Consider the following 26,165-nt stretch of genomic DNA (forward strand, 5'->3'; position numbering starts at 1 on the left):
AAAATACTCTACATGACCTAAATAAAACAAGTATAAATTAATAAAAGTTAGGTGGTTTTTCTAGACAGCTCAACAATATGCCTTGTCTCATTAAGTTGAGGCACAGCTATGGGCAGATTAGTGATGTTCCAATCCTCTTTTAAACCTTGTAAATCGTTGTTATCTGGTGCCAAGCCTTTCATCGCTTGTAGATATCCATTTTCTACTAACCTAGGCGCTGAGGCACTCACAAAGTCAGTTAAACTCGCAAATGCTCTTGAGGTTACCACATCAAATTTTTTATCTTCTTCAAGGTTATAATCCTCAATACGATTGGCAATGGGTGTTAAGTTTGTTAATTTTAACTCACTGGCCAACTGTTTAATAAACCTAATCTTCTTTTTGTTACTATCTAGCACGGTCACTGGACGTTTAGGCTCACAAATAGCCACAATTACCCCCGGTAACCCAGCGCCTGTACCTATATCAAGCAGTCTACCCGAATGTAAATGAGGTATAATGGCTAGACAATCAAAGATATGTTTTACAAGCGCTTCTTCAGGGTCTTTTATTGCTGTCAGATTATATGCTTTATTCCAAAATAGCAGTTTATCTAAATATAGTAAAAGCTGCTGCTGCTGACTCGCATCAATTTCAACTTTTAGTTGTTTGACTACCTTGGATAGGATACTCTTAAACTCATCCAGCTGATTTGATATTACCACAAATTTAACCGTGCTCATGTCGATTCCAACATTAATAATAGCAAGACAAAATGCTAAGCTTACCTTATAGTTTTATTTAAAGCTAAGCAGTTGAACGCAAGATTATAACACGTTCACTTCGAATTAAAGATGCTAGAAATTATTAAACACCTGAATATCGCTCAACAAAATTCATCTGGGTGTTTTTGCATCACTTAACTCGGCCTATAGAATCTTATAAATATTTTAGAGTATTTTATGTCTGATAAACTTAAAAAACCAATTAAATCAAGTTTCAATCAACCAAACACTAAACAGAGCAAAAAACGCAAAAATTCATATTTAGACTATAAATCAAAAAAGACTACTGCAATATCTACACATGACCACATTCAAGAGGACGCCATAATAAGTGCGGATGGATTATCAGATAACGTGACAGATTTAGTTAAAAAAAACTGTAGAGTATCTTTATCACAGCTTAAAAGACATACTGATCCGCAAGCTCTACCTGAAACAACTGATTTGGTGCCAGAATTACCAATAGGCTTTGGTCAGCCTCGCGCAATTCAAGCACTAGAAACAGCCTTTGACATAAAAGCCTCTGGATATCATGTTTTCGCTGTTGGAGAAAATGGTCTTGGTAAACGTACTTTTATTAGTAATTATTTAAAAGAGTTAGGTAAAGCCCAAGCTATCTTAAGCGACTGGGTTTATGTCCATAATTTTAGCCACCCTCTTTTCCCTCTCGCAATCCCTGTTAAAAAAAGCACAGCACCTGCATTAGCAGAAAGCATGTTCAATATATGGAATGAGCTAACTCAATGTTTAAAGGCGCAATTGCAAAATGCTCATTCTTTACATTACAGCTCTGCACTTAGTAATTTAAAACCTAAAACGATACCACAAACCCATACTCAAACTGGGATAGTCGAGCTGCAGGCAGCTGCTAAACATACTTTGCTGCCTTTATTTGAGATTTTAATAAAGGCGCATAGTAATAATCAAAAACTAAAAAACTATTTAAATACTGTTATGAATCATATGCTTCATAACGCTTATGATATTGCTATTCAATACGCTAACACTGCTAATAGCACCTATAATAGTACCACTAGAAATTTGAATTCAATACCAGCTGAATATTCTGTGACGGTTATTAGTCACTTATCACAGATGAGTGAGTCCAGTCATAATTTTGCAAGATCGCCACGCTATGCTTCTAAAACTAATTTTAGTACCACAGTAGATGGGGCACCAATTGTGTTTGCTGATACACCGAATCAGTTGAATCTGCTTGGACATATTGAGTATGCAACGCGCTCAGGCTCTGTGGTTACCGATGTCAGTATGATTCGATCTGGCGCTTTGCATCACGCAAATGGAGGCTACCTATTAATCGAAGCCAATCGATTGCTTAAAAATCCCGAAGCATGGCATGACCTAAAACGCGCCTTACAACTGAAACAAATTCAGTTTGTTAAGCCTCAGATGTCATCAACAGCGTCTGTCTCTTTAATGCCAGAACCAATACCCCTAAATATCAAAGTCATATTACTCGGGGATTTGGACTTATATGATAAATTCATAGAGCTTGATGATGAGTTTGACGCCGTATTCAAAATACGAGCAGACTTTCATGATCAAGTAGAGAGAACGTTAGACAATGAATTAGCTATGGTCTCAAAAATGGCAGATATCATTAAAAAACATGATCTTTTAGCATTTCATTGCTCTGCCCAAGCTGAAGTTCTGGATAATTTAAGTTTACAAGTTGAAGACCAAAATAAGCTCAGTCTACATATTGATAGACTGACTCAACTCATGCTTGAGGCGAATCGCCATGCTAGTCAACAACAGTCCCAGTTCGTACAATCAACGCACGTAAAGCACGCCTTAACTGACATAGAATACCGGTCAAGTTACCTCAAGGAGCTTTATTGGCAAGAGCTGACGGATGGTCAACAGTTAATTAGCACATCTGGTATGGCAGTTGGACAGATAAATGCTTTAACGGTTATTAATTATGCAGATATAGAGTTTGGTATGCCAGCACGTTTGACGGCTGTTGTTCAGCATAGTATGGGTTCAGGAGATATTTTAGATATTGAACGTGATGTGGAGCTAGGCGGTAGTTTGCACGCTAAAGGTATGCTAATTATGAATAGCTACTTGCGGGCGCTATTTAGCCCCTTCCACCCATTAAACTTTACCGCATCTTTAGCTTTTGAGCAAAGCTATGCGCACATAGATGGAGACAGTGCTACCCTTGCTGAGGCTTGTGCGTTGCTATCGGCATTGGCTGAAGTTCCTATATCGCAATCTTTGGCTATTACTGGCTCTATGAATCAATTAGGCATGGTGCAAGCGGTTGGTGGTGTTACTGCTAAAGTAAATGGATTTTTCGATGTGTGCTGTCATCAAGGCTTAACAGGAGATCAAGGCATTATCTTGCCCGCTGCAAATATTTCCCAATTAATGCTTCGAGATGATATTATTGAGGCGGTCAACTCAAATCAGTTTCACATTTATGCCGTGCGTACCCTCAGTGAAGCGCTAACAATTTTATCAGAGATGCCCATTGATGCCGTCACTAAAAAAGGACGCTATCGTAAATCCTCATTATTTGGTAAAGTCATTAAGAACTTAAAAAAATGGGATGAGCAATTGAATCCAGCAGAAGAGGCGGTGTTACCAACTACAGATAAATCTTTATCAAAATCTAAGCATTAGCCATAACCATACAACAGCTAATTTAACGACTAAAACACTTAAACATGACAAAAACTAGGTTTATTGAGTTTTATCTGTTGGTTTATTTTGGAAAAGCTATTAAATAGACCCTATTATCCATATTAACCTATACTTAAATGAAAGCAATAGCATGTCTCATATAAAAAGTACGGATAAAGCCACATCAGCTACGTTAGAACCTGCTTCTAGTCAAAGCTCTACAAGCAGCTCAGCGACTACTGCTCGGCAGTGGGAGCTATTAAATCAATTAGAACGAACACGTTGGAGAGGCACTCATCATTTACATGAACAGCTGCGTCTTGCCAACTTCGATGTTAGTCTTCGCACGGTACAACGCGATTTAAACGCATTGTCAAAACGCTTTCCGATTGAGAAAAATAACGCAAATCCTCAAGGCTGGCGCTGGAAAGAAGATGCACCTGTGCAAAGTCTGCCGCACATGAACTTCTCTCAAGCCGTTGCATTTAATATGGTAGAAGCAAATTTAACTCAGCTTTTACCTCCAGCTATATTAAAAGAGCTATTCCCTTGGTTCAGCTTGGCTAGACGACAGCTTAAAGACAGCAAAGTCACTCACAACTGGCTTGATAGGGTACGTATCGAACCCCCCACTCAGCCCTTAATTGCGCCAGATATAGATATTGACTGCAAAGATGCAATTTATGAAGCCATATTCCATGAACGCCAAATTTCAGCAGAATATAAAAGACGCAATAGAGAGGTAGCAGGCGACTATGTTTTAAACCCGCTTGCTATTGTACAGCGTGGCGTTGTCATTTATTTATTGGCAACTAGGGTTGATGATCCAGAGTCTATTATCAGAACCTTTGCCCTGCACCGCTTTTCCAAAGTAACTGTCAAAGACACCTTGTCCAACATTCCTATAGATTTCGATTTAACCGCTTACCTTGAAGCTGGAGGTATGGGATTCGCGCACCATTTGTTTAGAGATTTACCTGATCGTGGCAAAAATACAAAAATAAAACTTGTATTCAAAGGAAAGTCTGGCTCAAGCCTACTCGAAAGCCGATTATCAGAAGATCAAGTGGTTATAGAGGGCGAGGATACTCAAACCTTTGAAGCAACGGTCAACTTAACCTCACAATTGGTTTGGTGGTTGCGAAGTTTTGGCAATAACATTATCTCAATAGAACCACAGATACTAGCACAAGCGGTAAGTATGGATAGCTGAATATGACGAGCTAAATGAAAGTATATTAATTTCATAATGTCTATTGACAGGTTAAACCAAACCCTTTTATATAGTCCTCAAATCTAATACGATATAAATAAAATTTATTATCAAAACCTTTATATTTGAATCTTCCTTTGGAGCATCTCTTGTCAACACCAGTATCCTCTACGCTGCAAAACAATACGAACAATATCAGATCCAACATACTAGATAATGGCAGTCATCTTCTAAGCGAGTTGCCACTACATACGCATAACTTACTATTTGGATTAAACTTTAAATACACTAAAGTAGAAAAAAAGGGAGTTATTAGCCGCCTAAAAGGTAAGACACAGCCCTTAGATATAGACTTATCATGCATTTTACTCGATCAAAATCTTAATGTTGTTGATACGGTATGGTTTAAAAAATTACGGGATGAATCTGAAGCCATTCGCCACCTTGGTGATAGCTTAGATGGTAGAGACCGTGGAGATATGGCTGAATTTGATCGTAGCTTTGATGTAGAAACAATAGAGTTGAGACTGCCTCAGCTACCTAACAATATTACCCACATTGCCCTTATTGCGTCTTCATATAATGGGCACTCAATTAAAAGTGTTGAAAGAGGAGATATGTATATCAGTGACGATGAAGGTAATGAGGTTTATACTACAGACCTTACCTTATTGAACACAGATACTTCTGCCATATACGTGGCCACACTGAGTCGAGAATTATCTGAATGGCGCTTTACAATTAATAACTTACCCCTAGAAAGCAACAAGATGGAAAATATGACTCAACAAATTATCAATGAGCTTTCAACGGAGTACTCTCTACATTAAAATATTATTTAATGTAGTATTTTAAATATTAGTAAACATCCAACTGATAAAATAAATAACCAAATACTATTGATATTTAATTAGTCTATGACAAGTTAGATGCGCGTTAGAGTTTTTCACCGCAATGGGGACAATAATTGCGCTTCTCAATTTCTTTTAATTTATTTTCATAGTGCTGCTCACGCAATAAATGCTTAACAACCTCTTCTGCTTGCTGGCGATCTAGACCAACCTCACGCCTAAGTTTATCAATTTTAAATTGATTATTTATTAAATCCATATCTTCACTCAGCAACAACTCTCGGAACCTTTGTTCTAGAATCTCCCGACGTTGTTCAAGCTCAGAGGCTAAACCAGAGGCCAAGATACCTGCAGGTAATGCGGCTAAGCCCACGCCTAAAATAGTGATAACCGCCCCCAAGAACTTGCCTAACGTTGTGACTGGAATGACATCTCCATATCCCACCGTCGTCAAGGTAACTACAGCCCACCACATTGACTTAGGTATAGATTCAAAAACCTCTGGCTGAGCTTGATTCTCTACGACGTAAATACCGCTAGAAGCTGTTACTATCATAATAATCAAGATGAATATAACTGCCTTAAAGGACTCTTTCTCTTTTTGTAAAACGATCAATAAAATACGCATTGCTGCAAAATAACGGGTCAGTTTAAGCAGTCGAAATAACCTTAAAACACGCAAGAAACGTAAATCAACCGAAACGAAAAAGTTCATGTATGCTGGGAAAATTGAGATAAAGTCAATAATTGCACCTGGGCTCTTTATCCAAAGCAAACGCTTCTTCCAATTGGGTAATTCAATTCCTGTAGACTCTGTCTCTTCAATATCCTTCTCAACAATGACCCATAAACGTAACCAGTACTCAATACTAAATATAAGTATTGAGATATTCTCAAACATTTGAAAAGCATGTTGATTTGGAAAATACCATCGATCGACTGATTCTGCAATAACTGCAGAAACATTTAATATAATAAAAAATATCAAAAACTTATCAACAAACTGACTTAGCGGGCTTTGATACGCATCGTTTTCGATAGTATCGTAAACTCTTCTACGTAGTTTTCTGTAAATTCGTAAGTTGATCATGAGAGGCTTATATTTAGTTAATTTTTAACTACACTTAATTTTTCTTTAAAGTCGGAAGATTGATTTTTGGCTGAGTATATTATAATAAATTATTAAAAATATATTTTTAGGTATAGATGATTGTGCTGCTAATGATAATCTAATATCCTTTTAAAATATAGGATCAGCTTCATAGAGCAAGCTTAGCCTATCCGATATAGCGCTTATACTCATTCTCCTTACTGCTTTAATTTTTAAAAGTAAGAAGGATTTATTAAGCATTCGCTCGAAACCGGCTAAAATCATTATTAATGTGACAAATACTGTTACTGTTGAATCCTATAGTCAAATAACTTTAAAATCGATACAAGACCACTCAGTGGAAGTAGTACAATTGTATGCTAAACGAGGTTAATACCGTAGCGATTAATAAGTTTGAAGATTATATATACTATACATAAAATCCCTGCCAGTTGCTGACAGGGATTATTATATGATGTATAGCGTGCTTATATTATTACGTATATCTATTCAATTAACTAACTCTAAAGCAAGATGCGTCTTGGATCAGCCAATAGTTTGGCAATATACCGTGTAAATACAGCTGCATCAGCGCCATTGATAACTCTATGGTCATAAGACAATGATAACGGTAACATCAAACGGGGCTCGAAGGTCTGTTTAGCATCATTCCATCTAGGCTGCATAGATGCTTCTGATATACCCAATATACCGACTTGTGGCCAATTGACCAATGGAGTAAAGTACGTACCGCCAAGATTACCCTGACTTGAGATGGTGAAGCTTGCCCCTTGCAGATCTTTTGTTGTTAACTTTTTATCTCGAGCTTTACCAGCAAGCGTACCAATTTCTATGGCAATCTGTTTAATACCTTTATTTTGAACATCCTTAAGTACGGGAACTATCAAGCCATCATCAGTCGCAACCGCAATACCCATATTAACTGTCTTACGTATGTGAATTTGAGTATTATCATCACTTAGATGACTGTTAAATCTTGGATGCTGTGTCAAAGCATAGGCGGTTGCTTTAACAATAAAAGCAAGTATGGTTAGTCCAATACCTTGAGCTTTGAACTCACCTTTAAGCTCTCCACGCAGCTTTTCAGTTTCAGTAATATCTGACAAATCAAACTGGGTTACTTGTGGCAAATAAGTATTGTAATTCAGCTGAGGTATTGATACCTTTTGCAGACGGCTTAAGTCTTGAGTCTCAATCTCGCCCCATATCTCAGATTTACTCATATCAGGGAGTGAGGGTAAACCTGAACCAACACTTATCCCAGTAGTGACCGGCTTAGATGAAGCCCCCGTTTGTATATGAGATTTAACATAACTAAAGACGTCTTCTTTTAATATACGCTTATTTGGGGCAGTGCCCTCAACTTGGGTAATATCAACACCAAGCTGACGTGCAATTTTACGAACGGCAGGACCCGCATAAACGTCTATCAATTTTTTATTAACTTGCGCCTCAGTAAGCTTACTTTGCTGATTAGCAGTTGTGCTGTTAGAGCTAGGTTTTTCTTGAGTACTTGTATGTTTCTGAGCTGCTTGTGCGTTTTTATTTTCGTCCTTATTGTCAACAGTATTGCTATCGGGTTTATTGATAGCAGACTCACCTTCAGACCTATCCTTTGAGACAGAGGTGCGATTACTATTGGCTGAATCAGCGCTTAGAATAATCAAAAAGTCTTGACCATTTGTCACAGTGTCACCCGCTGACACTAAGATTTTTTCGATTGTGCCTGCCACAGGTGAAGGAACTTCTACAGAAGCTTTATCCGACTCTATAAGTAATATAGATTGCTCTGCTTCAACTGTATCGCCTTCAGCAACCATGATTTCAGCAACTTGCGCTTCATCTACACCTAAATCTGGCAGCGAATATGTATGTGAGCCACCGGATTGAGTCTCATCGGACTGAGTATGACCACTATCATCAGGTTCTTTTGTTTCTAGGCTTGACTGAGAGTCCATATCAGAGTGGCTGATAGGTTCTTCTGTCTTATCGTTCGGCTTTTCGGTTGCAGAGTGACCTTCTGTATCTTCGTCAACTCCAACCTCGCTGTCGATTTCAACAAGCACCACTCCTTCACTTACTGTATCCCCAACCGATACCATGATTTTCGTGATTTTACCAGCGGCTGAACTAGGCACTTCAACAGATGCCTTATCAGATTCCAATAAAACTATATTATCATTCTCAGTGATTATATCACCTTCAGCTACTAAGATCTCACTTACCTCAGCGCTATCCACACCCAAATCTGGGGTCTTAATTTCCATGCTATTTCTCCAACAATTAGTTGTTATTCTTCTTTTTATTATTCTTCAATGTTTTTATCATTTAGAATCTCGGCGTCGGCTTTATCTTCAGCACGACCTTCACTACGAATCTCTTCGTCATCTTCTTCAACTAATTCTGGCACAGGATTTGGGTTCACAACTTCTGGAGGTGGAGCATCAGGGAAGTGATCGAATTGTGGCTGTACTTGCCAAGCTGGGGGTTGATCAGTATCGATACCTAAACTTGTAATGGCATCTTTAACCAATCTCATTTCAACTTCGCCTTCATCAGCAAGACGTTTTAACGTTGCTACTACGATGTGTTCAGCATTAACATGGAAGAAGTTACGTAATTGCTCACGGCTATCAGAGCGACCATAACCATCAGTACCCAAAGTAGTATAAGGTCTGCTATCAGGCAGCCAAGCTCTTATCTGCTCTGAGAAATTTCGCATATAGTCAGTTGCGGCAACTACCACACCCTCATGTTTGGCTAACTGCTCAGTTACCCAAGGCACTTTTTCCTCTTCCATTGGGTGCAGGCGATTGTAATCATCACATGCCATACCGTCACGGGTCAGCTCGTTAAAACTGGTAACGCTCCAAACGTTCGAGCTTATGTTAAACTCATCACGAAGAATGCGAGCTGCTTTCTGAACTTCTCGTAAAATAACACCAGAACCTAATAACTGCACATGGGTGCTAAGTTGGTTTTCACTATTATCTTCTAACAAATACATACCACGTTTAATACCCTCTTCCACACCTTCTGGCATCTCAGGCTGTTCGTAGTTTTCATTCATTAGGGTAATATAGTAGTAAATTCGCTCACCATTACCATACATACGGCGTAAGCCATCATGGATGATTACCGCAAGCTCGTAACCAAAGCAGGGGTCATAACATACACAGTTTGGTACTGTACCAAATAAAATATGTGAATGCCCATCTTGATGCTGTAATCCCTCACCATTGAGTGTAGTACGACCCGCAGTGGCCCCAAGTAGGAAGCCCTGTGCCTGACAGTCGCCAGCCGCCCATGCTAAGTCTCCAATACGTTGGAAACCAAACATTGAATAGTAAATATACAAAGGAATCATAGGTAATGCATTAGTTGAATAACTGGTTGCTAATGCAATCCAAGCACTCATTGCACCTGCTTCGTTAATCCCCTCTTCAAGCATGTGTCCATCTTTAGCTTCTTTGTAACCCATAAGCGCATCATTATCTTCAGGCGTATATTTTTGACCCGCAGCTGAATAAATGCCTAGCTGGCGGAACATACCCTCTAAACCAAATGTACGCGCTTCATCAGGCACGATAGGCACAACCCTATCTTGAATCTCTTTGTTCTTTAACATTGCTGAGAGTAAGCGCACAAACACCATTGTTGTTGATTGGGCTTTACCGTTACTGCCTTTTAAGATTCTATCAAAAATGGATAGATCAGGGATCTCTAGCGGAATATGACCACTACGGCGGTTAGGGAGATGTCCGCCTAAAGAATCACGGCGACCATGAAGATATTTCATTTCTGCCGAATTTTCATCTGGCTTGTAAAATGGCAGTGTTTCCAATTCTTCATCTGTAAAGGGCAGATCAAAACGATCTCGGAAGTAAACAAGTCCTTCTTTATCCAGTTTTTTGATGCCATGTGTTTTATTTACTGCTTGCGCTTGATCTGAAAGTCCATAACCTTTTACAGTCTTAACCAACACAACTGTTGGCTGACCCTTTGTTTTCATTGCTTCACTAAATGCAGCATACACTTTTATAGGATCATGACCACCACGATTTAAACGTATGATGTCATCGTCAGTTAACTCATTGGCCATTTCTTCAAGTTCAGGATACTTGTTAAAGAACTCTTTGCGAGTAAATGCGCCATCACGTGTTTCATACAGTTGATACTCGCCATCAACCGTTTCTTCCATACGTTTTTTTAACACACCTGTATGATCTTTAGCTAACAAGGTATCCCATTTACCACCCCAAATGACCTTAATCACCCGCCAGCCAGCGCCTCGAAATACTGATTCTAGCTCTTGAATAATTTTACCATTACCACGTACAGGGCCATCTAAGCGCTGTAAATTACAGTTTACCACCCAAATAAGGTTCTCTAAATTCTCCCGACCCGCTAACGATATGGCACCCAAACTCTCAGGCTCGTCAGTCTCGCCGTCACCTAAAAATGCCCAAATTTTACGTCCTTCATCTTCTAATAAACCACGGTTAATCAAATAATTGTGTACATGAGCGTGGTAAATTGACATTATCGGACCAAGGCCCATTGACACAGTGGGAAACTGCCAGTAATCAGGCATCAAGTAAGGGTGTGGATAACTTGACAAACCTTTGCCACCTACTTCTCGACGAAAGTTGTCTAGTTGCTCTTCAGTCAAACGACCTTCTAAAAATGAGCGGGCATAAATACCCGGTGCAGAGTGACCCTGATAGTAAATCATGTCACCACCAAAATGATCACTGGCCGCGCGGAAAAAGTGGTTGAAACCTGTCTCATATAAGGTGGCACTGGAAGCAAATGTCGCTAAGTGACCACCCAAATCATCATCGTTCTTGTTTGCCCGCATTACCATTGCCAAGGCATTGTAACGAACGAGTGCACGGATTTTACGCTCAATTGCTAAGTCACCTGGATAAGTTGGCTCATCTTCAACTGGAATGGTGTTTATATACGCTGTATCTAACCGGTTAAACGGCAAGCCCTCTTGTACAGCCATATTATAAAGTGCTTTGAGTAAGAATTGGGCACGATCTTTATCTGCATGCTTAATAACAGATTCAAACGCATCTAACCACTCTTGCGTTTCGATGCCATCCGCATCTTTATAATAATTCATAATGTTTATCCTTATATTTGACTGATGTGATTTTTAAAATGAATAAAATTGAGCAATGAAACAAGTTATTTGAAACTTCATCTATCTACAATTTCTTTTATATAACTTATTTATTAAAATAATTATATGAGTATGCAATAAATCCAAAAGAAATACAGTTGTAGACTATATTAAACCATTGATAGTATAGCGACATGTCAGATGCACAGCTATCACTACAGAGAAATGATTACAGCTAGACTATTTAGATACTAAATGATGAATATATACTTTTACTAGATTCGATACTTTACTTATTTTTAACAATTGACAACTTTATTAAAATAGCTATTTTTGTCAAAAAATATTTAAGCTTTGTAGCTAATATATAGCTATTAAATGTGAGTTTAAATATGGCGGACGAAATATAACTCATATAGATCGTCCTATTTTATTTGCAAAAAACGCATGTATAAACGTATTTAATAGGTATCTTTTATAATTTAAACAAGCCTATTAAATTGCTAATTTGCCCCGCATATTTATCATTATATAACAAGTTGGCCATCATATTGATTAATTACTCAACAATCGTTGATTAATTGTGCTCACAACTAAATGTTCAGATATCACAGCACCATACTAACTACTAGTTAGCAAGTTAGCGTTTTTTATTCATATTAAAAGCGTTATTGGTTTTTAAAGAAGTTCTCTAGTAGTAAATCTGATACATTTCTAGGTTATGATATTCAATTGCAGGTGCCTAGTTACCTCCCTATACTACTCCGAGCGCCATATAACTCCGAGCAGAGGTAAGCCATTCATTAGTGCGTATAAAATGAGCACGATTAACACAATTACAATATATAATTGATTTCAACCTATTTTATTGGAGAATATCATTTATTACAGTAGTGAATAACTGTAGTTGCAAATTACCTATATAATTATTAAGGATTTAATTTAAACTAAAGTGATGGCACTGAGTGCTTTTAAAGATTTCTAATGAAAAAGGTTTCTAATGAAATTTATGAAAGCAATCTTTTACCTCAAGGAGTTTGCTTTGTCTGTTATTAGTCTGCATCAATTCTCAAGCATAATGCCTTATTCGAAGAGGTTAAGCTATGCTTCTTTATTTGCAGGTTTATGTATTTCAATCACTTTATCATGTCATGCAAACGATGGTTTGCTAATGAAGCTTCAAGCCAATAAAGTGGTCAGTCTATCGAATGGAGATATTAAGTACATTCCAGTTAATACAGCGAAATCTGGTACTGTTATTCAATACAAAGCAACTTATGTTAATATGAAACAGCGACCTATTTATAACTTGATGGTAACCTTACCTATACCTCAGGGAATGACCTTCACAGGTGAGGTATATCCGCCAAGTGCTCAGGCTTCTATTGATGGTAATAATTTTATAGACATGCCCCTCATGCGTCGAGAAGGCATCAGACTGGTTGAAGTTCCTTATTCTGAATACAACTCTTTACGTTGGCATATTAAGTACTTACCCGTTAAAAAAGCGGCGACTGTGAGTCTAAATGCTTTGGTAGATTAGCTCGATACTTCAGATTTTGCATTATCTAATCTATGTTCTAGTTTCAGATAATCTTCAGATTGCATTTCAAGCAAACGAGAACGAGTGCGTTCAATCTCGAAGGCTAACTTTTCCCCTTGATATAATTCTAAAATAGTTTGCTGCGCTCTAATTAATAGCTTAACACGACGATCATAAAACTCGTCTACCAGATAAATAAAGCGTCTGGTCGGATCTCGTAGAAGATCTGATAGTTCAGGAACATTATCTATTAACACAGTAGTAAAGCGGTTTGCAATTTCAATAAAATCCGATGCTGCACGTGGCTCCATACATAACTGTCTGAAATCACAAAATAACACGGTTTCCGTTCTTCCATTAATCTCAATTTCCCGCCCTGCAATAATGATAGGTTCTTGATAAATTTTTTGGTTACCGGCTAAATCAGAAAAGCGATTTGCTAACCAATGCTGATTGTCTTCAGTTAATGGCGACATATAAAGCTCTGCTTGTTGCAATAATCGTAAGCGGTAATCAATCCCTGAATCTATATTCATTACCTTAGTATGATTTTCCACCTCTGCAATAGCAGGTAAGAATCTGTCTCGGTGCAGGCCATCTTTGTAGAGCCCAGAAGGTTCAATATTAGAGGTTGCTACTAAAGTAATACCCCGCCTAAATAGCATGGTAAATAAATCGCCCAATATCATGGCATCAGAGACATTCGACACAAAAAACTCATCAAAACAAATGAGTATGGCTTCTTCATTAATAATATCAGCCACTTTTTCTAAAGGGTCACTACTACCTTGTAGAGCATTTAACTCCTTATGAACACGTTGCATGAAATGATGAAAATGCATGCGCATCTTACGTTTAATAGGAATCGACTCGAAAAACATGTCCATCATCCATGTCTTACCTCGGCCTACTCCACCCCACATATATAGTCCTTTTGGTGGTTTAGGAGTGGACTTAAAGAATCCTAGAAGCCCTTTTTTTTCAGCAGAAATTTCTATTAACTCGTGATAAATTGCATCCAGATATTCCATTGCTTTATGTTGAATATCATCATACTTAAAGTCGCCTGTTGCAATTGCAGCGTCGTAACGTTGTAACGGAGTTTGATTCATTGTGGTCATTTCATCATCTGTACGTATAAGGAATAGGATTATTACATATCTTCAAGCAGGATGAAAACAGATAATTTAAGCCACAAAAATGTACTTAGAACCTGTATTTACAACCTATCACTGACTATGAGCTAGAAATATACAATCGTAAAATGCCTGATTAACTTTTAATTAAGAGGCTTTTAATGACTGCGCTTTTATGACTATGCTTTCTTTAAATCGCTAAGCGTTAAATTGTCATACTCAGATTTTAATCCGTAGAATCATGCTTAAAGTTGCTATTTTCAAACTAATTGAGATTTTTTAAAAGCTTCTTTTAAGCAGCCATGCTTATAATTCCAAGCGTTAGAGTACACACTTTAAATTACAAGGCATGCTTTTCTAATAAATTTTTCAACTCGCCTAATCGGCCATGAAAGAAGTGACCTGCTTCTTCAATAATATGCGTTTCAATATGCATTTTTCTGGCAAAGGCAGCCATACTATCAGGGGAAACAACTTCATCAACATTGCCATATATCTGAATTGTTTTTTTAGTTGGCAAAACCAAATCAGACACATCATTATTAACCACGGATGGTGCAATAAGTACAACTTTTAACAGCTCTAAATCAGTAAGACCCCAAATGTGCGGTGTTAGCATCATTTGTTCTGCCACTCTTGCAGTGATATAACCCCCAAATGAAAAACCGCCAAGCCATAACTTACAGGCCGAGGTTTGACTATTTAACCACTGCAATACCGTCATTGCATCTTCAAATTCGCCTGGACCAAAATCGTGTTCGCCTGTTGAGTTCCCAGCACAGCGAAAATTAAACCGTACCGCATGCATTCCCTCATCCCTTGCAAAACGATACATTGTGGTTACCACCTTGTTACTCATGGTACCACCGTGACGAGGATTAGGATGACATACTAGGGCAATCGTATCAGTGTGCTGATCCTGAGGATTACCATTTTGCCATAAGGCTTCTAGTTCAAGCTTGCCTGCAGGCCCGTTTATTAAGTGTTTTTCCGTTTTTACGCTCATAATACTCACAACTAGTTAATTTAAATCTTTTTAAGTTTTACAAACAATTGTGTATTACACACACAGCGTCATTCATAGCTCATATGTTAATGATAGTTAATAAATGAAGTGACTAACCTCTTGGATCAAAAGCATCACGCAGTGCCTCACCGATAAAAATCAGTAACGACAATACAATTGTTAAACTAAAAAAAGCAGATAAAGCCAACCAAGGCGCATCGAGGTTGTTTTTCCCCTGAGTCATCAACTCTCCCAGTGACGGCGATCCTGGTGGTAAACCATAGCCCAAAAAGTCTAATGCAGCTAATGCGACGATATTAGCCGTCAAAATAAAAGGTAGTTGAGAAAGACTTGACGCTAAGGCATTTGGTAGAATATGCCTTAGCATAATTTTAAAGTCGGATACGCCAAGATTGCGAGCTGCCCGCACATAATCGAAGTTACGCGCTCTTAAAAACTCAGCTCTTACCAGCCCCACCAAACTCATCCAACCAAACAGTAACATGAGCGCAAACAATACCCTTATACTTGGACTAAATAAGCTGACTAAAATAATAATCATGAACAGCTGTGGAAGACCTGCCCAAACCTCCATAAAACGTTGACCTATCAGGTCAAACCAACCACCATAATATCCCTGTATAGCGCCAACAACAATACCAATCAGCGACCCAGCTATTGTCAAAGCCAAACCGAATACAAGTGAGATACGCATCCCATACAAGATACGTGCTAACACATCGCGGCCAGTATCATCCGTACCTAACCAGTTACTAGCATTAGGCGGGGCAGGATATGGCATATTAATTTCTACACTTGGGGTCTGATCCGCAAACTCAATCAAAGGCATGAGCATAAACCCATCTTGTTCGATAAGCGATTTAACGGCTGGATCTTTGTAGTTTGCCTCAGTTTCAAACACCCCGCCAAAGGTTGTTTCAGGATAGGCTTTAAGGATAGGAAAATACAAACTATCCTGATATTTAACGACTAAAGGTTTTTCATTAGCAATAAAATTGGCGCCCATACAAACAACAAATAAAATAAGGAAAATACCGAGGGATAGCACACCCTGTTTATTCTTTTTAAACCGTTTAAATCTGGCTTGCCAAATAGGATTTAAATAGCCAGTCTTTAGCGTATTATCATCTACAGCCATCACTTAACGCCCCTCAAAATCAATTCTAGGATCAATCAAATGATAGCTAACATCACTGATAAGCTGGAGCAGAAGTCCGACCAAGGTAAAGATGAATAGAGTACCAAAGATGACCGGATAATCACGTTGTAGAATAGCTTCGAATCCGAGCAGACCCAAACCATCGAGCTTAAATATAATTTCTATTAGAAAGTTGCCCGTAAAGAATATACCGACAATGGCAGCCGGCACGCCAGCAATAATAATTAGCATTGCATTACGAAACACATGACCATAAAGGACTTGATTACGGCTTAAGCCTTTAGCGCTTGCCGTCAATACATACTGTTTAGATAGTTCTTCTATAAAGCTGAATTTTGTCAGATAGGCTAAGCCAGCAAAGCCACCTATTGTACTAGCAGTCAATGGTAATACTAAATGCCAAAAATAGTCTTTAATTTTACCAAGCATAGTCAGCTGGTCAAAGTTTTCAGAGACCAGCCCTTGCAGTGGGAATATTTGCCAATAACTGCCGCCTGCAAACAAAACCAGCAATATAATCCCAAACACAAATACAGGTATCGCATGACCAACTGCTAACATAATGGCCGTTGTCTTATCTATACTGGAACCGTTATGCATGGCTTTGTAGATACCCAGCGGTATGGCAATGAGATAGATTAGAAGTGTACTCCACAAACCCAGTGATATAGACACAGGCAGCTTATCAAAGATGAGCTCCGTCACTGGTTTTCCTTTAAAAAAAGACTGACCAAAATCAAGAACCGCATAACTCTTAATCATCAGCCAAAAGCGCTCAGGTGCAGGCTTATCAAACCCATATTGTTCTTTGATGGCTTGTACCATTTCATCAGATAGACCCCTTGAACCGCGATAGCTACTATCCTCTATAATAGTGCTACTGCCTAACGTTACCGCAGTAGAATCGCCAGTTATCGGTGCCTGCTCAATTTGAGCAATTTGCTGCTCAACTGGGCCACCAGGTGCGGCTTGTACTAAGATGAAATTGGCAAGTAAGATTAAGAACAAGGTAGGTATAATAAGTAATATACGTTTTAAAATATAACGACCCATAGCGATTAACCCTACCTAATATTGCCTATCTATTAACTGCAAACCGATTTATTAACGCTATACCAATCTATTAACTTCAAACACAACTATTGACATTAAATCCATGACTGATGTGTTTTGATTGATACTCTAAAACTATCATTATTAATAACTATAGCTATTAAAACCTTTCTTTTTAAAATATATTTATTTAACGAGAGAGACATTAAAAATTATCTTTTAGTGCTCGTAACGTGCTAAATACGGTTAATGGCTTAGTATTAGGCAGCTTATGATGTACACTTACCCCTTGAATCACATTCTCTTCCATAGTACGTAGAAATACATTTACCTGTCTTTCATGGGCAAGTGTCACTGGTAGTGAGGCTTTACCAGCTGCTGTTAGCGCTTCTACTTGAGATAGTGTTTGTTGCATTACTTGATTATTCGGCTCAATGCTTAAACCGAATTTTAAATTATTCGATGTATATTCATGTGCAGGATAAAATAATGTCTCTTCAGGAAGTTTATTAAACCGTTTAAAGCTTTCAAAAAGCTGCTCAATGGTGCCGGTAAATACACGCCCACATCCTGCACTAAATAACGTATCACCACAAAATACTTGTTTTACGTTGTCTTTTTCAAAAATATAAGCCAAATGATGTTCGGTATGTCCAGGTACAGCCCAGACCTGTGCCGAATACTCCCACATATTTACTGTGCTACCTTCTTTGACTACCTGATCAGGATTCACATTGTGCTCTGCGCCTGCAACGACATGGGTCATCGGATAAATCTCACGCAGCTCTGCCACGCCGCCAGTATGATCATGATGATGATGAGTAATCCAAATTGCCATTAACTCAAGACCATACTCTTCTAAATATCGAGCTACTGGCTGAGCTTGACCTGGATCTACGACAATGGCTTGTTTATTCGTATCATTAACCAATGCCCAAATATAATTGTCCGTAAATGCTTTAATAGGTGTGATAATTAAGCTCATACCGCTTCCTGTAATCTAAAATAAGTTATGGCGTTATTCTCGTATATCTCTTTTATTCTACAGAAGATTATTTGAGATGAAATTAATACAAATAGCTGCTAACTTTGGCTTCAGCGGACTGATCTACCCACCAGTAATCAAGACCTATTGCATTATCGGGTAAATCTTGTACATGACGATATTTATTCCAATACGCTACTCGAGTACGCGTCGTACCGTACATTGGTACCATATAATATCCTGCACGAAGCAACCTATCTAGCACTTTGGTATATAACACTATCTCATCTCGATTACTGGCAACAGTAAGTTTAGCTATCACCTCGTCAATCGCTTCGTTTTTTATACCACTATAATTGCGGTTGCCTAACTCATCCGCAGCAGCACTGCCCCATAAATAACTCTGCTCACTACCAGGAGATAAACTCTGTGGAAAGCCACCTATAATCATGTCATAATCAAATCGTCGTAGCCGCTCAAGATATTGAGGTCCATCTACCAAACGAATGGAGGCATTAAAACCAAGCCTTTTAAGATTGCGGATATAAGGCAATAAGACACGGCTTAACTTATCATCGGAGATTAATATCTCAATCTTAGTAGGTTGACCATCCGGTTGATAAAGCCTCATATTTTGATAATAGAAACCAGCCTCTAAAAGCTTTTGACGGGCTCGTAGTAATGCCTCACGGTGATACCCCTGCCCACCTGACTGGCTTAGACGCCATTCACTGAGCACCTTTTGTCTTTGAATGGGTTCAAGCTTTGGCAATAAAGGGTTTAATACAGCCATCTCTTTAGCATTAGGCTTACCTGTGGCTGCTAGCTCAGAGCCATGAAAGTAACTGTTAAGACGCTCATATTGCCCATAAAATAAAGTTTTATTCATCAGCTCGAAGTCAAATGCTTCGCTCAAAGCTTGACGCACTCTAATGTCATTAAATATTTTATGGCGCAGATTCATGACAATACCCTGCATGACTACTGGCGTTTTAGTAACAGTTTCTTCTTTTTTTATAAGTCCTGCTTTGACAGCAGGAAAGGTATAAGCGGTTGCCCACTTTCTAGCGCTACTTTCCTGTCTAAATTGAAACTGACCTATTTTAAATCCTTCTAGTGTCGTTTCTTCATCGCCATAATAAATATACTTGATTATATCAAAGTTAAATCGACCTTTATTTGCCATAATGCTTTGACCCCAGTAATTAGGATCTCTCATATAAGTAACACTTTGACCTTCTTGAATATTCGAGATTTTATAGGGGCCGCTGCCCATCAACGGCTTTAGGGTCAAAATATCAAAAAATTTATCAATCGATGGCTTAGCAAAAACAGGAAACTGCCCCACCGTCAATAAAACCTCTTTATTATCATCAGATTTAAAATTAAATTTAACCTTATATTTATCAACAACCTCAATATTATCTATATATGATAGATAACTGCGTATATGCATTGGACCTTTGCTTAATAGCGCATCAAATGTGGCTTTCACATCCACACTAGTCACTGGTGTGCCATCCCAAAACCTTGCTATGGGATTCACATGATATATAACCCAGCTAGTATCGTCAGGATCATAAGTTACTTTTTCTGCTAACTGCGGGTACAGGACGTAGGACTCATCTAATGAGCTCGTCATCAAGGTATCGTAAAGATATCCTGTACCACTCATCGCTATCCCTGTCGTCATCCACGGATTGGCACTATTAAATGTACCTAAAGCAGATAATGATAATGTTCCCCCTTTAGGTGCTTCAGGATTAGCATACGGGAGATGATCGGCTTTAACATACATGGCTTCACTATTGTGAGCCAATGTTGTCACTGTAATAGGGGTGGCCAAAGCGCCAGATGGGATTGAACTTAGAGCCCCAACTAAGACAGTTGTGGCTATGACAGAGCCTTTGAGACGGTTAAACCAACTATTCATGCGTTTCCCAAACTTCAGTATGCAGGCTAAGGCATATCCATTAACTTAAAAACTAGGCGTACTTTTTGGCAAATTTAGTCATAAAGTCACAAAGGGCTTGAACGGATTCTAGGCTAACAGCGTTATAAAGGCTTGCTCGCATGCCGCCTACATCACGGTGTCCTTTAAGATTAAGCAACCCCGCTTGCTCAGCTTCTGATAAAAACCTACCATCTAAGCTACTGTCTTTTAAAGTAAATGGCACGTTCATAATGGAGCGATAACGCATATCTACCTTATTGGTATAAAAATCATTATCATCAATTGTTTGATACAAAAGCTGTGCTTTCTGACGATTGATTTTAGACATCGCCTCAAGCCCGCCACGTGCTTCTAACCATTCAAATACCAGTCCTGCCAAATACCAAGAATAAGTAGCGGGCGTATTTAGCATAGAGGCTTTACTTGCCTGATTGGCGTAATTAAGCACAGAGGGGCACCACTCGCTCGCTTTCCCTATTAAATCTTCACGCACAATAACAATAACTAATCCAGCAGGACCTATATTTTTTTGGGAACCCGCATAAATCATACCAAACTTTGATACGTCAATAGGTTCTGACAAAATACAAGACGACATGTCTGCGATAATTGGCGTAGTAACATCAGGTGTGTCAAATATTTGCACACCATGAATGGTCTCGTTAGCACAGTAATGAAAATACTGAGCCCCCTCTGTGAGTTGCCATTCACTACGCTTAGGTACAGTGGTAAAGTCTGACGCTTTACTTGACGCCACCTCATTAACCCTACCCAGCCCTAAATTAGCATAACGTTTGGCTTCTTTAATCGCTTTGCCAGACCATGATCCTGTTGTCAGATAATCAGCCGTACCGCTCCCTTGGTTTTCTAAACCTTCGGTTTCAGCGCCTTGACCATTTGAAAGCAGATTGAGGGGAATGGCTGAAAATTGTAACGTTGCCCCCCCTTGTAAAAATAACACTTTATAATTGTCAGGTATCTGCATTAAACGGCGTAGACTTTGCTCAGCACGCTCTGCCACTGCCACATAGTCACTACTTCTGTGACTCATTTCCATAATCGATACACCCCTACCTTCCCAGTCTAGCATTTCAGCTTGAGCTTTCAATAAGACGTCGGTTGGTAAGGCGGCTGGTCCAGCACAAAAATTATGCAAACGGTGTAACTTATTGGCGTGAGTTGCCGTATTCATTGTCATATTCGATCCTACATACTCATTAAGATATGGTGCAAAAAACAGATAAATTAATAGATTACTTTATAATGGTCTGCTTTTTAGGTAACCGAGCAAACGCATTATTAAAGCACGTTAGTTATCACATTATATTTTAAATATAATGTCATCACTAACAGCTAATGGAACGTTGTTATCTAAACGTTGTTATCTAATAATTACTCTTCGAATTTGAAGTAGCCAGTAACGTAAAAACAGTAAATATGCATATATCAGTGACGATACGTCAATTAAAAGTTACCAGATAGCAAGTGCCAAAGTTGCTTTTTTTGACGACTGTCTTCTAACATCTCAGTTAAGTATGGCACTCTAATCAATCGATTATGATCGATACCTTCTGGTAATGGCGTCACTACCGCTAACTTGGCATTATCCCTTTTGGCTAATCGGAAAATAAAACCAGCAACACTAGCATTTGCAGACTCTTTATCACTGATACCTTCACAAATTGGGAATTTTAACGTTTCAGCGGTCAATGATAAAGCGTTTAATAGGTTATGCCAAAGCGCTGAGGTCTGCTCATCTTTTAAAGCGTGGCCCTCTGCTAGTATTACCCAATCACCGTAACGCGCCCCAAGTAACTCAAATGGATTTACGTGCTCGAAGTGAGTTTCTTGTCTAACGGGTGCACTAACCTCTTGCTGCATTGTTTGTGTTGGCGCTTCAATACCTGAACTCAATGATACATTTGCTAATGAAGGCTTATCTGATAAAGAATTCAAAGCCACGTGCTGGATGTTGTCAGAACCCTGTAGATCGCTTAGGTCATTAACGCCACCTGCTAAGGTAGATAAAGTCTCACTATTTTCAGAATCATTAGATAGAACTCTCTCTACTCCACTACTCAACACATTGGGTTTAGCCGGTTCATGATCTTGTTCAGCCTCATTAAAATCAGACTCATTAAAATGGTTATCAACACTAGCAACCTCAGGTATTAACTGAATAGAAGTGCCTTCTGCTACTGCATTATAATCGACAACAACGGTTGGTGTATGTCGTTGTAGCCAAACCTCTACCCCCATCAGTGACAGTATCTGTCGCTGCTGAATGATTACCTTCATATCATTCGAAACTACATGAGACGGTGTACTTGGGTTAATCATAATTTCATCGAATTATTATAGAAGAGGTCACAAGATCATACGTTATATTCAAAAGATTAAAAATACATAACCATTCAAAATTGAATCAATTCCAGTTTAGCAAAGTTTAAGGTAAAGCTCGATACTATTTAATTCAGTTCGTTAATTCAGTTCGTTAATTTAGCTCGTTATTGCCTTAATTAAACCTTCAACCGTCATAGCCCCTTAATCTGTAATCTAAACACAAATGGACTAAATACTAATGGCCTTAATACCAGAAAAGTAACTATTAGATAAAGCAAATATTAGATAGAGCAAAAAACGCTCAAAGTCACTAATGGGAAGCAACTTGAGCGTTTTTAACACAGTATAGTCGAGATAAACACCTGTATTCTCAATCTACAATTGGCTATTTTAGCCTAGAATAAGCCAATACATCGTTAAATCAGGATTCAATGGAATGACTTTTTCAACCCATTCAACCCAATTTTGTCACGTATAGGCTCATTTCATTCTAAAAAAACCCTAACTTTGCTCATGAATACAGGTTCTAATTGATTATTGTACTGCTGTTTCCGCCTTCTCCTCCCATATTGCTGGGTATTTATAGCCTGGGAAAGTTTCGTGAGCATACTTTTTGAAACTATCTGAATTATAAGCTTCAGTAACGTCTTTTACCCATTTCGCATCTTTATCTTCAGTACGAATAGCAGACCAATTGACATAGGCAAAGCTTTTTTCTTGATGTAAAGCATCCGTCAACTTAATACCTGCATCAGTTGCATAGTTGCCATTAATAACAGCGAAATCAACTTCATCACGGGCACGCGGTAACTGAGCCGCTTCTAACTCAATAATATCAATGTTCATAGGGTTAGTAGCAATGTCAGATTTGGAAGCGGTTAATGGGTCAACACCGTCTTTTAAAGTAATCCAGCCTAAATCACTCATCATCACTAACGCACGAGCAAAGTTACTCGGATCATTAGGCGCAGATACTTTCATACCATCATATGTCTGATCTAAACTGGTTTTTTTACCAGTATAAATTCCCAAAGGGGCCGTTGGCACTTGGAATACTTCTACCAAATCTAGATTGTTTTCTGCTTTGAAAGTATCAAGATAGGGCTTATGCTGGAAGATATTAATATCCAAATCACCTTCAGCCAGCGCTAAGTTAGGACGAACATAGTCAGTAAATGTTGTTAACTTTACCTTATAACCCTGAGATTCTAATTCACTTTTTACCTCATCACGAACCATATCGGCAAAGTCGCCTTCAGTAGTACCAATGACAATGGTGGTTTTTTCTTGTGCTGCAGATGCATTAGCTGATGTATTTTCCTCTGCTGTATTATTGCTACAGCCCACTAACATCAAACCTGAAATTCCCGCTACCGTTGCTGCAGCTAAGACATTATTACGAATATCTGTTAATTTCATACCGTGTTCCTTTAATTTAAAAAATAATTTAAAACTTAATCACTAAATAATTTAATACTGTGATAATTTGATACTGTGGTAGATAAATGACATTAGCAGTGTCATATTGGGTACATCATAGTAAACTATTCATTTGACTAATTATCATGAAAAATTTAGAGTTTATTATGAGTTAAATTCACTGTCATCCTCCCCGAACCACTCAACTAACGCTTGTCCAATCTTGTCGCTAACAGGTTACCAATACCTTGAATTGCAATAACCATAATAGATAACATAATCACGATAAATATCATGACTTCTGTTTGATAACGATAGTAGCCATAACGAATGGCTAAGTCGCCCAAGCCGCCACCACCAATCATGCCAGCTGCAGCAGAGTAAGAAAGTAAACTAATACAAAGTATCGTGATAGACAAGACTAATCCTGAACGCGCTTCCGTTAATAATACCTTGATAATAGTCAACGGGCTGGCACCCATGGATTCACTAGCCTCAACAATGCCGCGCGGAACTTCACGTAAGTTTTGCTCAACTAATCTAGCAAAGTAAAAAGACCCAGCAATGGCTAATACCAACGAAGCGGCAACTGGCCCAATACTGGTGCCAATAAGTGACTTTGTGAAAGGACTCATAGCAATCATCAAAATAACGAATGGAAAGGCGCGCATAAAGTTGGTAATACCACCTAAAACACCATATAGTGATTTGTTTTGTAACAGCTGCCTATCGCTGGTTAAAAACAAAAAAATACCGAATAGACCCCCAATAGTAATGGCCGCTGTGGTAGAAATACCTAACATGACAAAGGTATCGATAGTCGCCTGCCAAATCTCTCTGCGCAGTTCCCATAAGCGAGCACTAGCATCATTAAAAGTCATTGCTAACATTTTTAGTCCTCCTGAACTAGGCCATTACCAATTTCAGTGTTTGCGATAATTTGACCGTCAACAATATCAGCCACTTCTAGTAAATGCCCGTCATGTAATAACGCTGCACGATTACAAATACGACGAATAACGCTCATTTCATGCGTCACTATAACGATAGTTACGCCTAGCCTTTGATTGACTTCTTTAAGGGTAGTAAGAAGGGCACGGGTGGTGTCGGGGTCAAGCGCACTGGTTGGCTCATCAGCTAATAACACTTTGGGATTTGGCGCTATAGCACGGGCAATACCCACTCGCTGCTTTTGCCCTCCAGACAACTGGCCCGGATAATGATTGGTTCTATCGGTTAAGTTGACGATTTCCAAACATTCCATAACCCGCTGATAAATATTATCTTTTGCATAGCCAGATACTTTTAGATTAAAAGCAACATTCTCAAATACTGTCAGGTTAGACATTAGATTGAATTGCTGAAAAATCATACCCACATTATGACGAGCAATACGCAGCTGCTTGGCATTTAAGTCAGTTAATACCTCGTCATCAATAATGACAGTACCGCCATCTGGGCGTTCAAGCAGATTCATTAAGCGTAGTAAGGTTGATTTACCTGCACCGGAGTACCCCATCAAACCAAATATCTCCCCCTGCTTGATATGTAGTGAAATGGGTTCGACAGCTGTAAACCAATGAAGTTTGCCATCTTTTTGAGTCTGAAATTTTTTATATACTTGGTCTAAAACAATCATATCTTTCATGGCATCTGTCTTAAATATTAAATTTACAGCTTATAGACTGAAAGTAAGGAAAATTAAATACTTGTAACCCTTTGCTAATACATCACACATTAATTAAAAGCTATGTAGGGACACAAAAAAATGGGAAGCGCAATAATATAGCATAACCTACCCTATAAGACATTATTTTATGCTGG

19 protein-coding genes are annotated in these 26,165 nt (G+C 38.6%); 4 read left to right on the plus strand and 15 right to left on the minus strand.

What is annotated here, in order from left to right:
• Nucleotides 1-47: 47 nt before the first annotated feature.
• Nucleotides 48-722: a 16S rRNA (guanine(527)-N(7))-methyltransferase RsmG gene (rsmG, locus tag AC2SLL_RS06665; protein ID WP_486530903.1), complete on the minus strand. Its 675-nt coding sequence runs from the start codon at nucleotides 720-722 to the stop codon at nucleotides 48-50.
• Nucleotides 723-941: 219 nt separating this feature from the next.
• Here rsmG and AC2SLL_RS06670 point away from each other — a divergent pair, with 219 nt between their 5' ends.
• From AC2SLL_RS06670 to AC2SLL_RS06680, 3 genes are all read left to right on the plus strand, one after another.
• The gene (locus tag AC2SLL_RS06670) at nucleotides 942-3,416 is read left to right on the plus strand and encodes a Lon protease family protein (RefSeq protein ID WP_486530904.1); all 2,475 of its coding nucleotides are present in this window, start codon (nucleotides 942-944) and stop codon (nucleotides 3,414-3,416) included.
• 151 nt (nucleotides 3,417-3,567) lie between these two features.
• Complete coding sequence (locus AC2SLL_RS06675) at nucleotides 3,568-4,629, plus strand: helix-turn-helix transcriptional regulator (protein WP_486530905.1); 1,062 nt, start codon at nucleotides 3,568-3,570, stop codon at nucleotides 4,627-4,629.
• Between the two features lie 149 nt (nucleotides 4,630-4,778).
• Nucleotides 4,779-5,459 (plus strand): TerD family protein, encoded by a 681-nt coding sequence (locus AC2SLL_RS06680; RefSeq protein ID WP_486530906.1) that lies wholly within the window; start codon nucleotides 4,779-4,781, stop codon nucleotides 5,457-5,459.
• Between the two features lie 106 nt (nucleotides 5,460-5,565).
• On the opposite strand, the gene AC2SLL_RS06685 is transcribed toward AC2SLL_RS06680, so the two are convergent.
• The 3 genes from AC2SLL_RS06685 to aceE all read right to left on the minus strand — a co-directional run bounded on the left by AC2SLL_RS06685 (nucleotide 5,566) and on the right by aceE (nucleotide 11,722).
• Nucleotides 5,566-6,570 carry an ion transporter gene (locus tag AC2SLL_RS06685; RefSeq protein WP_486530907.1) on the minus strand — a complete coding sequence of 335 codons (1,005 nt, stop codon included), beginning with the start codon at nucleotides 6,568-6,570 and terminating at the stop codon, nucleotides 5,566-5,568.
• Between the two features lie 524 nt (nucleotides 6,571-7,094).
• Nucleotides 7,095-8,858, minus strand: a complete 1,764-nt coding sequence (locus AC2SLL_RS06690; RefSeq protein ID WP_486530908.1) for a 2-oxo acid dehydrogenase subunit E2 — start codon at nucleotides 8,856-8,858, stop codon at nucleotides 7,095-7,097.
• 38 nt (nucleotides 8,859-8,896) lie between these two features.
• Entirely contained in the window at nucleotides 8,897-11,722 is a 2,826-nt protein-coding gene (gene aceE / locus AC2SLL_RS06695; RefSeq protein WP_486530909.1) for a pyruvate dehydrogenase (acetyl-transferring), homodimeric type, read from the minus strand.
• A gap of 1,042 nt (nucleotides 11,723-12,764) precedes the next feature.
• Here aceE and AC2SLL_RS06700 point away from each other — a divergent pair.
• Complete coding sequence (locus AC2SLL_RS06700; RefSeq protein ID WP_486530910.1) at nucleotides 12,765-13,265, plus strand: hypothetical protein; 501 nt, start codon at nucleotides 12,765-12,767, stop codon at nucleotides 13,263-13,265.
• Here the strand turns inward: AC2SLL_RS06700 and zapE are convergent.
• The 11 genes from zapE to AC2SLL_RS06755 all read right to left on the minus strand — a co-directional run bounded on the left by zapE (nucleotide 13,262) and on the right by AC2SLL_RS06755 (nucleotide 25,989).
• Nucleotides 13,262-14,377, minus strand: coding sequence for a cell division protein ZapE (zapE, locus tag AC2SLL_RS06705; protein ID WP_486530948.1), 1,116 nt, complete (start codon nucleotides 14,375-14,377; stop codon nucleotides 13,262-13,264). The genes AC2SLL_RS06700 and zapE overlap by 4 nt on opposite strands.
• Nucleotides 14,378-14,741: 364 nt before the next feature.
• Nucleotides 14,742-15,407: an alpha/beta hydrolase gene (locus AC2SLL_RS06710; protein ID WP_486530911.1), complete on the minus strand. Its 666-nt coding sequence runs from the start codon at nucleotides 15,405-15,407 to the stop codon at nucleotides 14,742-14,744.
• 112 nt (nucleotides 15,408-15,519) lie between these two features.
• Entirely contained in the window at nucleotides 15,520-16,566 is a 1,047-nt protein-coding gene (locus AC2SLL_RS06715) for an ABC transporter permease (RefSeq protein WP_486530912.1), read from the minus strand.
• 3 nt (nucleotides 16,567-16,569) lie between these two features.
• Nucleotides 16,570-17,640, minus strand: a complete 1,071-nt coding sequence (locus AC2SLL_RS06720) for a microcin C ABC transporter permease YejB (RefSeq protein WP_486530913.1) — start codon at nucleotides 17,638-17,640, stop codon at nucleotides 16,570-16,572.
• Between the two features lie 205 nt (nucleotides 17,641-17,845).
• Nucleotides 17,846-18,625, minus strand: coding sequence for a hydroxyacylglutathione hydrolase (gene gloB, locus AC2SLL_RS06725; RefSeq protein WP_486530914.1), 780 nt, complete (start codon nucleotides 18,623-18,625; stop codon nucleotides 17,846-17,848).
• An 82-nt stretch (nucleotides 18,626-18,707) separates the two neighbouring features.
• A complete protein-coding gene (locus AC2SLL_RS06730; RefSeq protein WP_486530915.1) occupies nucleotides 18,708-20,558 on the minus strand; it encodes an extracellular solute-binding protein in 1,851 nt (616 codons plus the stop codon).
• A gap of 52 nt (nucleotides 20,559-20,610) precedes the next feature.
• Nucleotides 20,611-21,771, minus strand: coding sequence for a 3-phosphoserine/phosphohydroxythreonine transaminase (gene serC, locus AC2SLL_RS06735; RefSeq protein ID WP_486530949.1), 1,161 nt, complete (start codon nucleotides 21,769-21,771; stop codon nucleotides 20,611-20,613).
• 272 nt (nucleotides 21,772-22,043) lie between these two features.
• A complete protein-coding gene (locus AC2SLL_RS06740; RefSeq protein WP_486530916.1) occupies nucleotides 22,044-22,919 on the minus strand; it encodes a hypothetical protein in 876 nt (291 codons plus the stop codon).
• A gap of 537 nt (nucleotides 22,920-23,456) precedes the next feature.
• Nucleotides 23,457-24,341 (minus strand): MetQ/NlpA family ABC transporter substrate-binding protein, encoded by an 885-nt coding sequence (locus AC2SLL_RS06745; RefSeq protein ID WP_486530917.1) that lies wholly within the window; start codon nucleotides 24,339-24,341, stop codon nucleotides 23,457-23,459.
• A 206-nt stretch (nucleotides 24,342-24,547) separates the two neighbouring features.
• Nucleotides 24,548-25,231, minus strand: a complete 684-nt coding sequence (locus AC2SLL_RS06750; protein WP_486530918.1) for a methionine ABC transporter permease — start codon at nucleotides 25,229-25,231, stop codon at nucleotides 24,548-24,550.
• 2 nt (nucleotides 25,232-25,233) lie between these two features.
• Complete coding sequence (locus AC2SLL_RS06755) at nucleotides 25,234-25,989, minus strand: methionine ABC transporter ATP-binding protein (protein WP_486530919.1); 756 nt, start codon at nucleotides 25,987-25,989, stop codon at nucleotides 25,234-25,236.
• Nucleotides 25,990-26,165 lie beyond the last annotated feature (176 nt).

The organism is Psychrobacter sp. CX97, assembly GCF_057396285.1.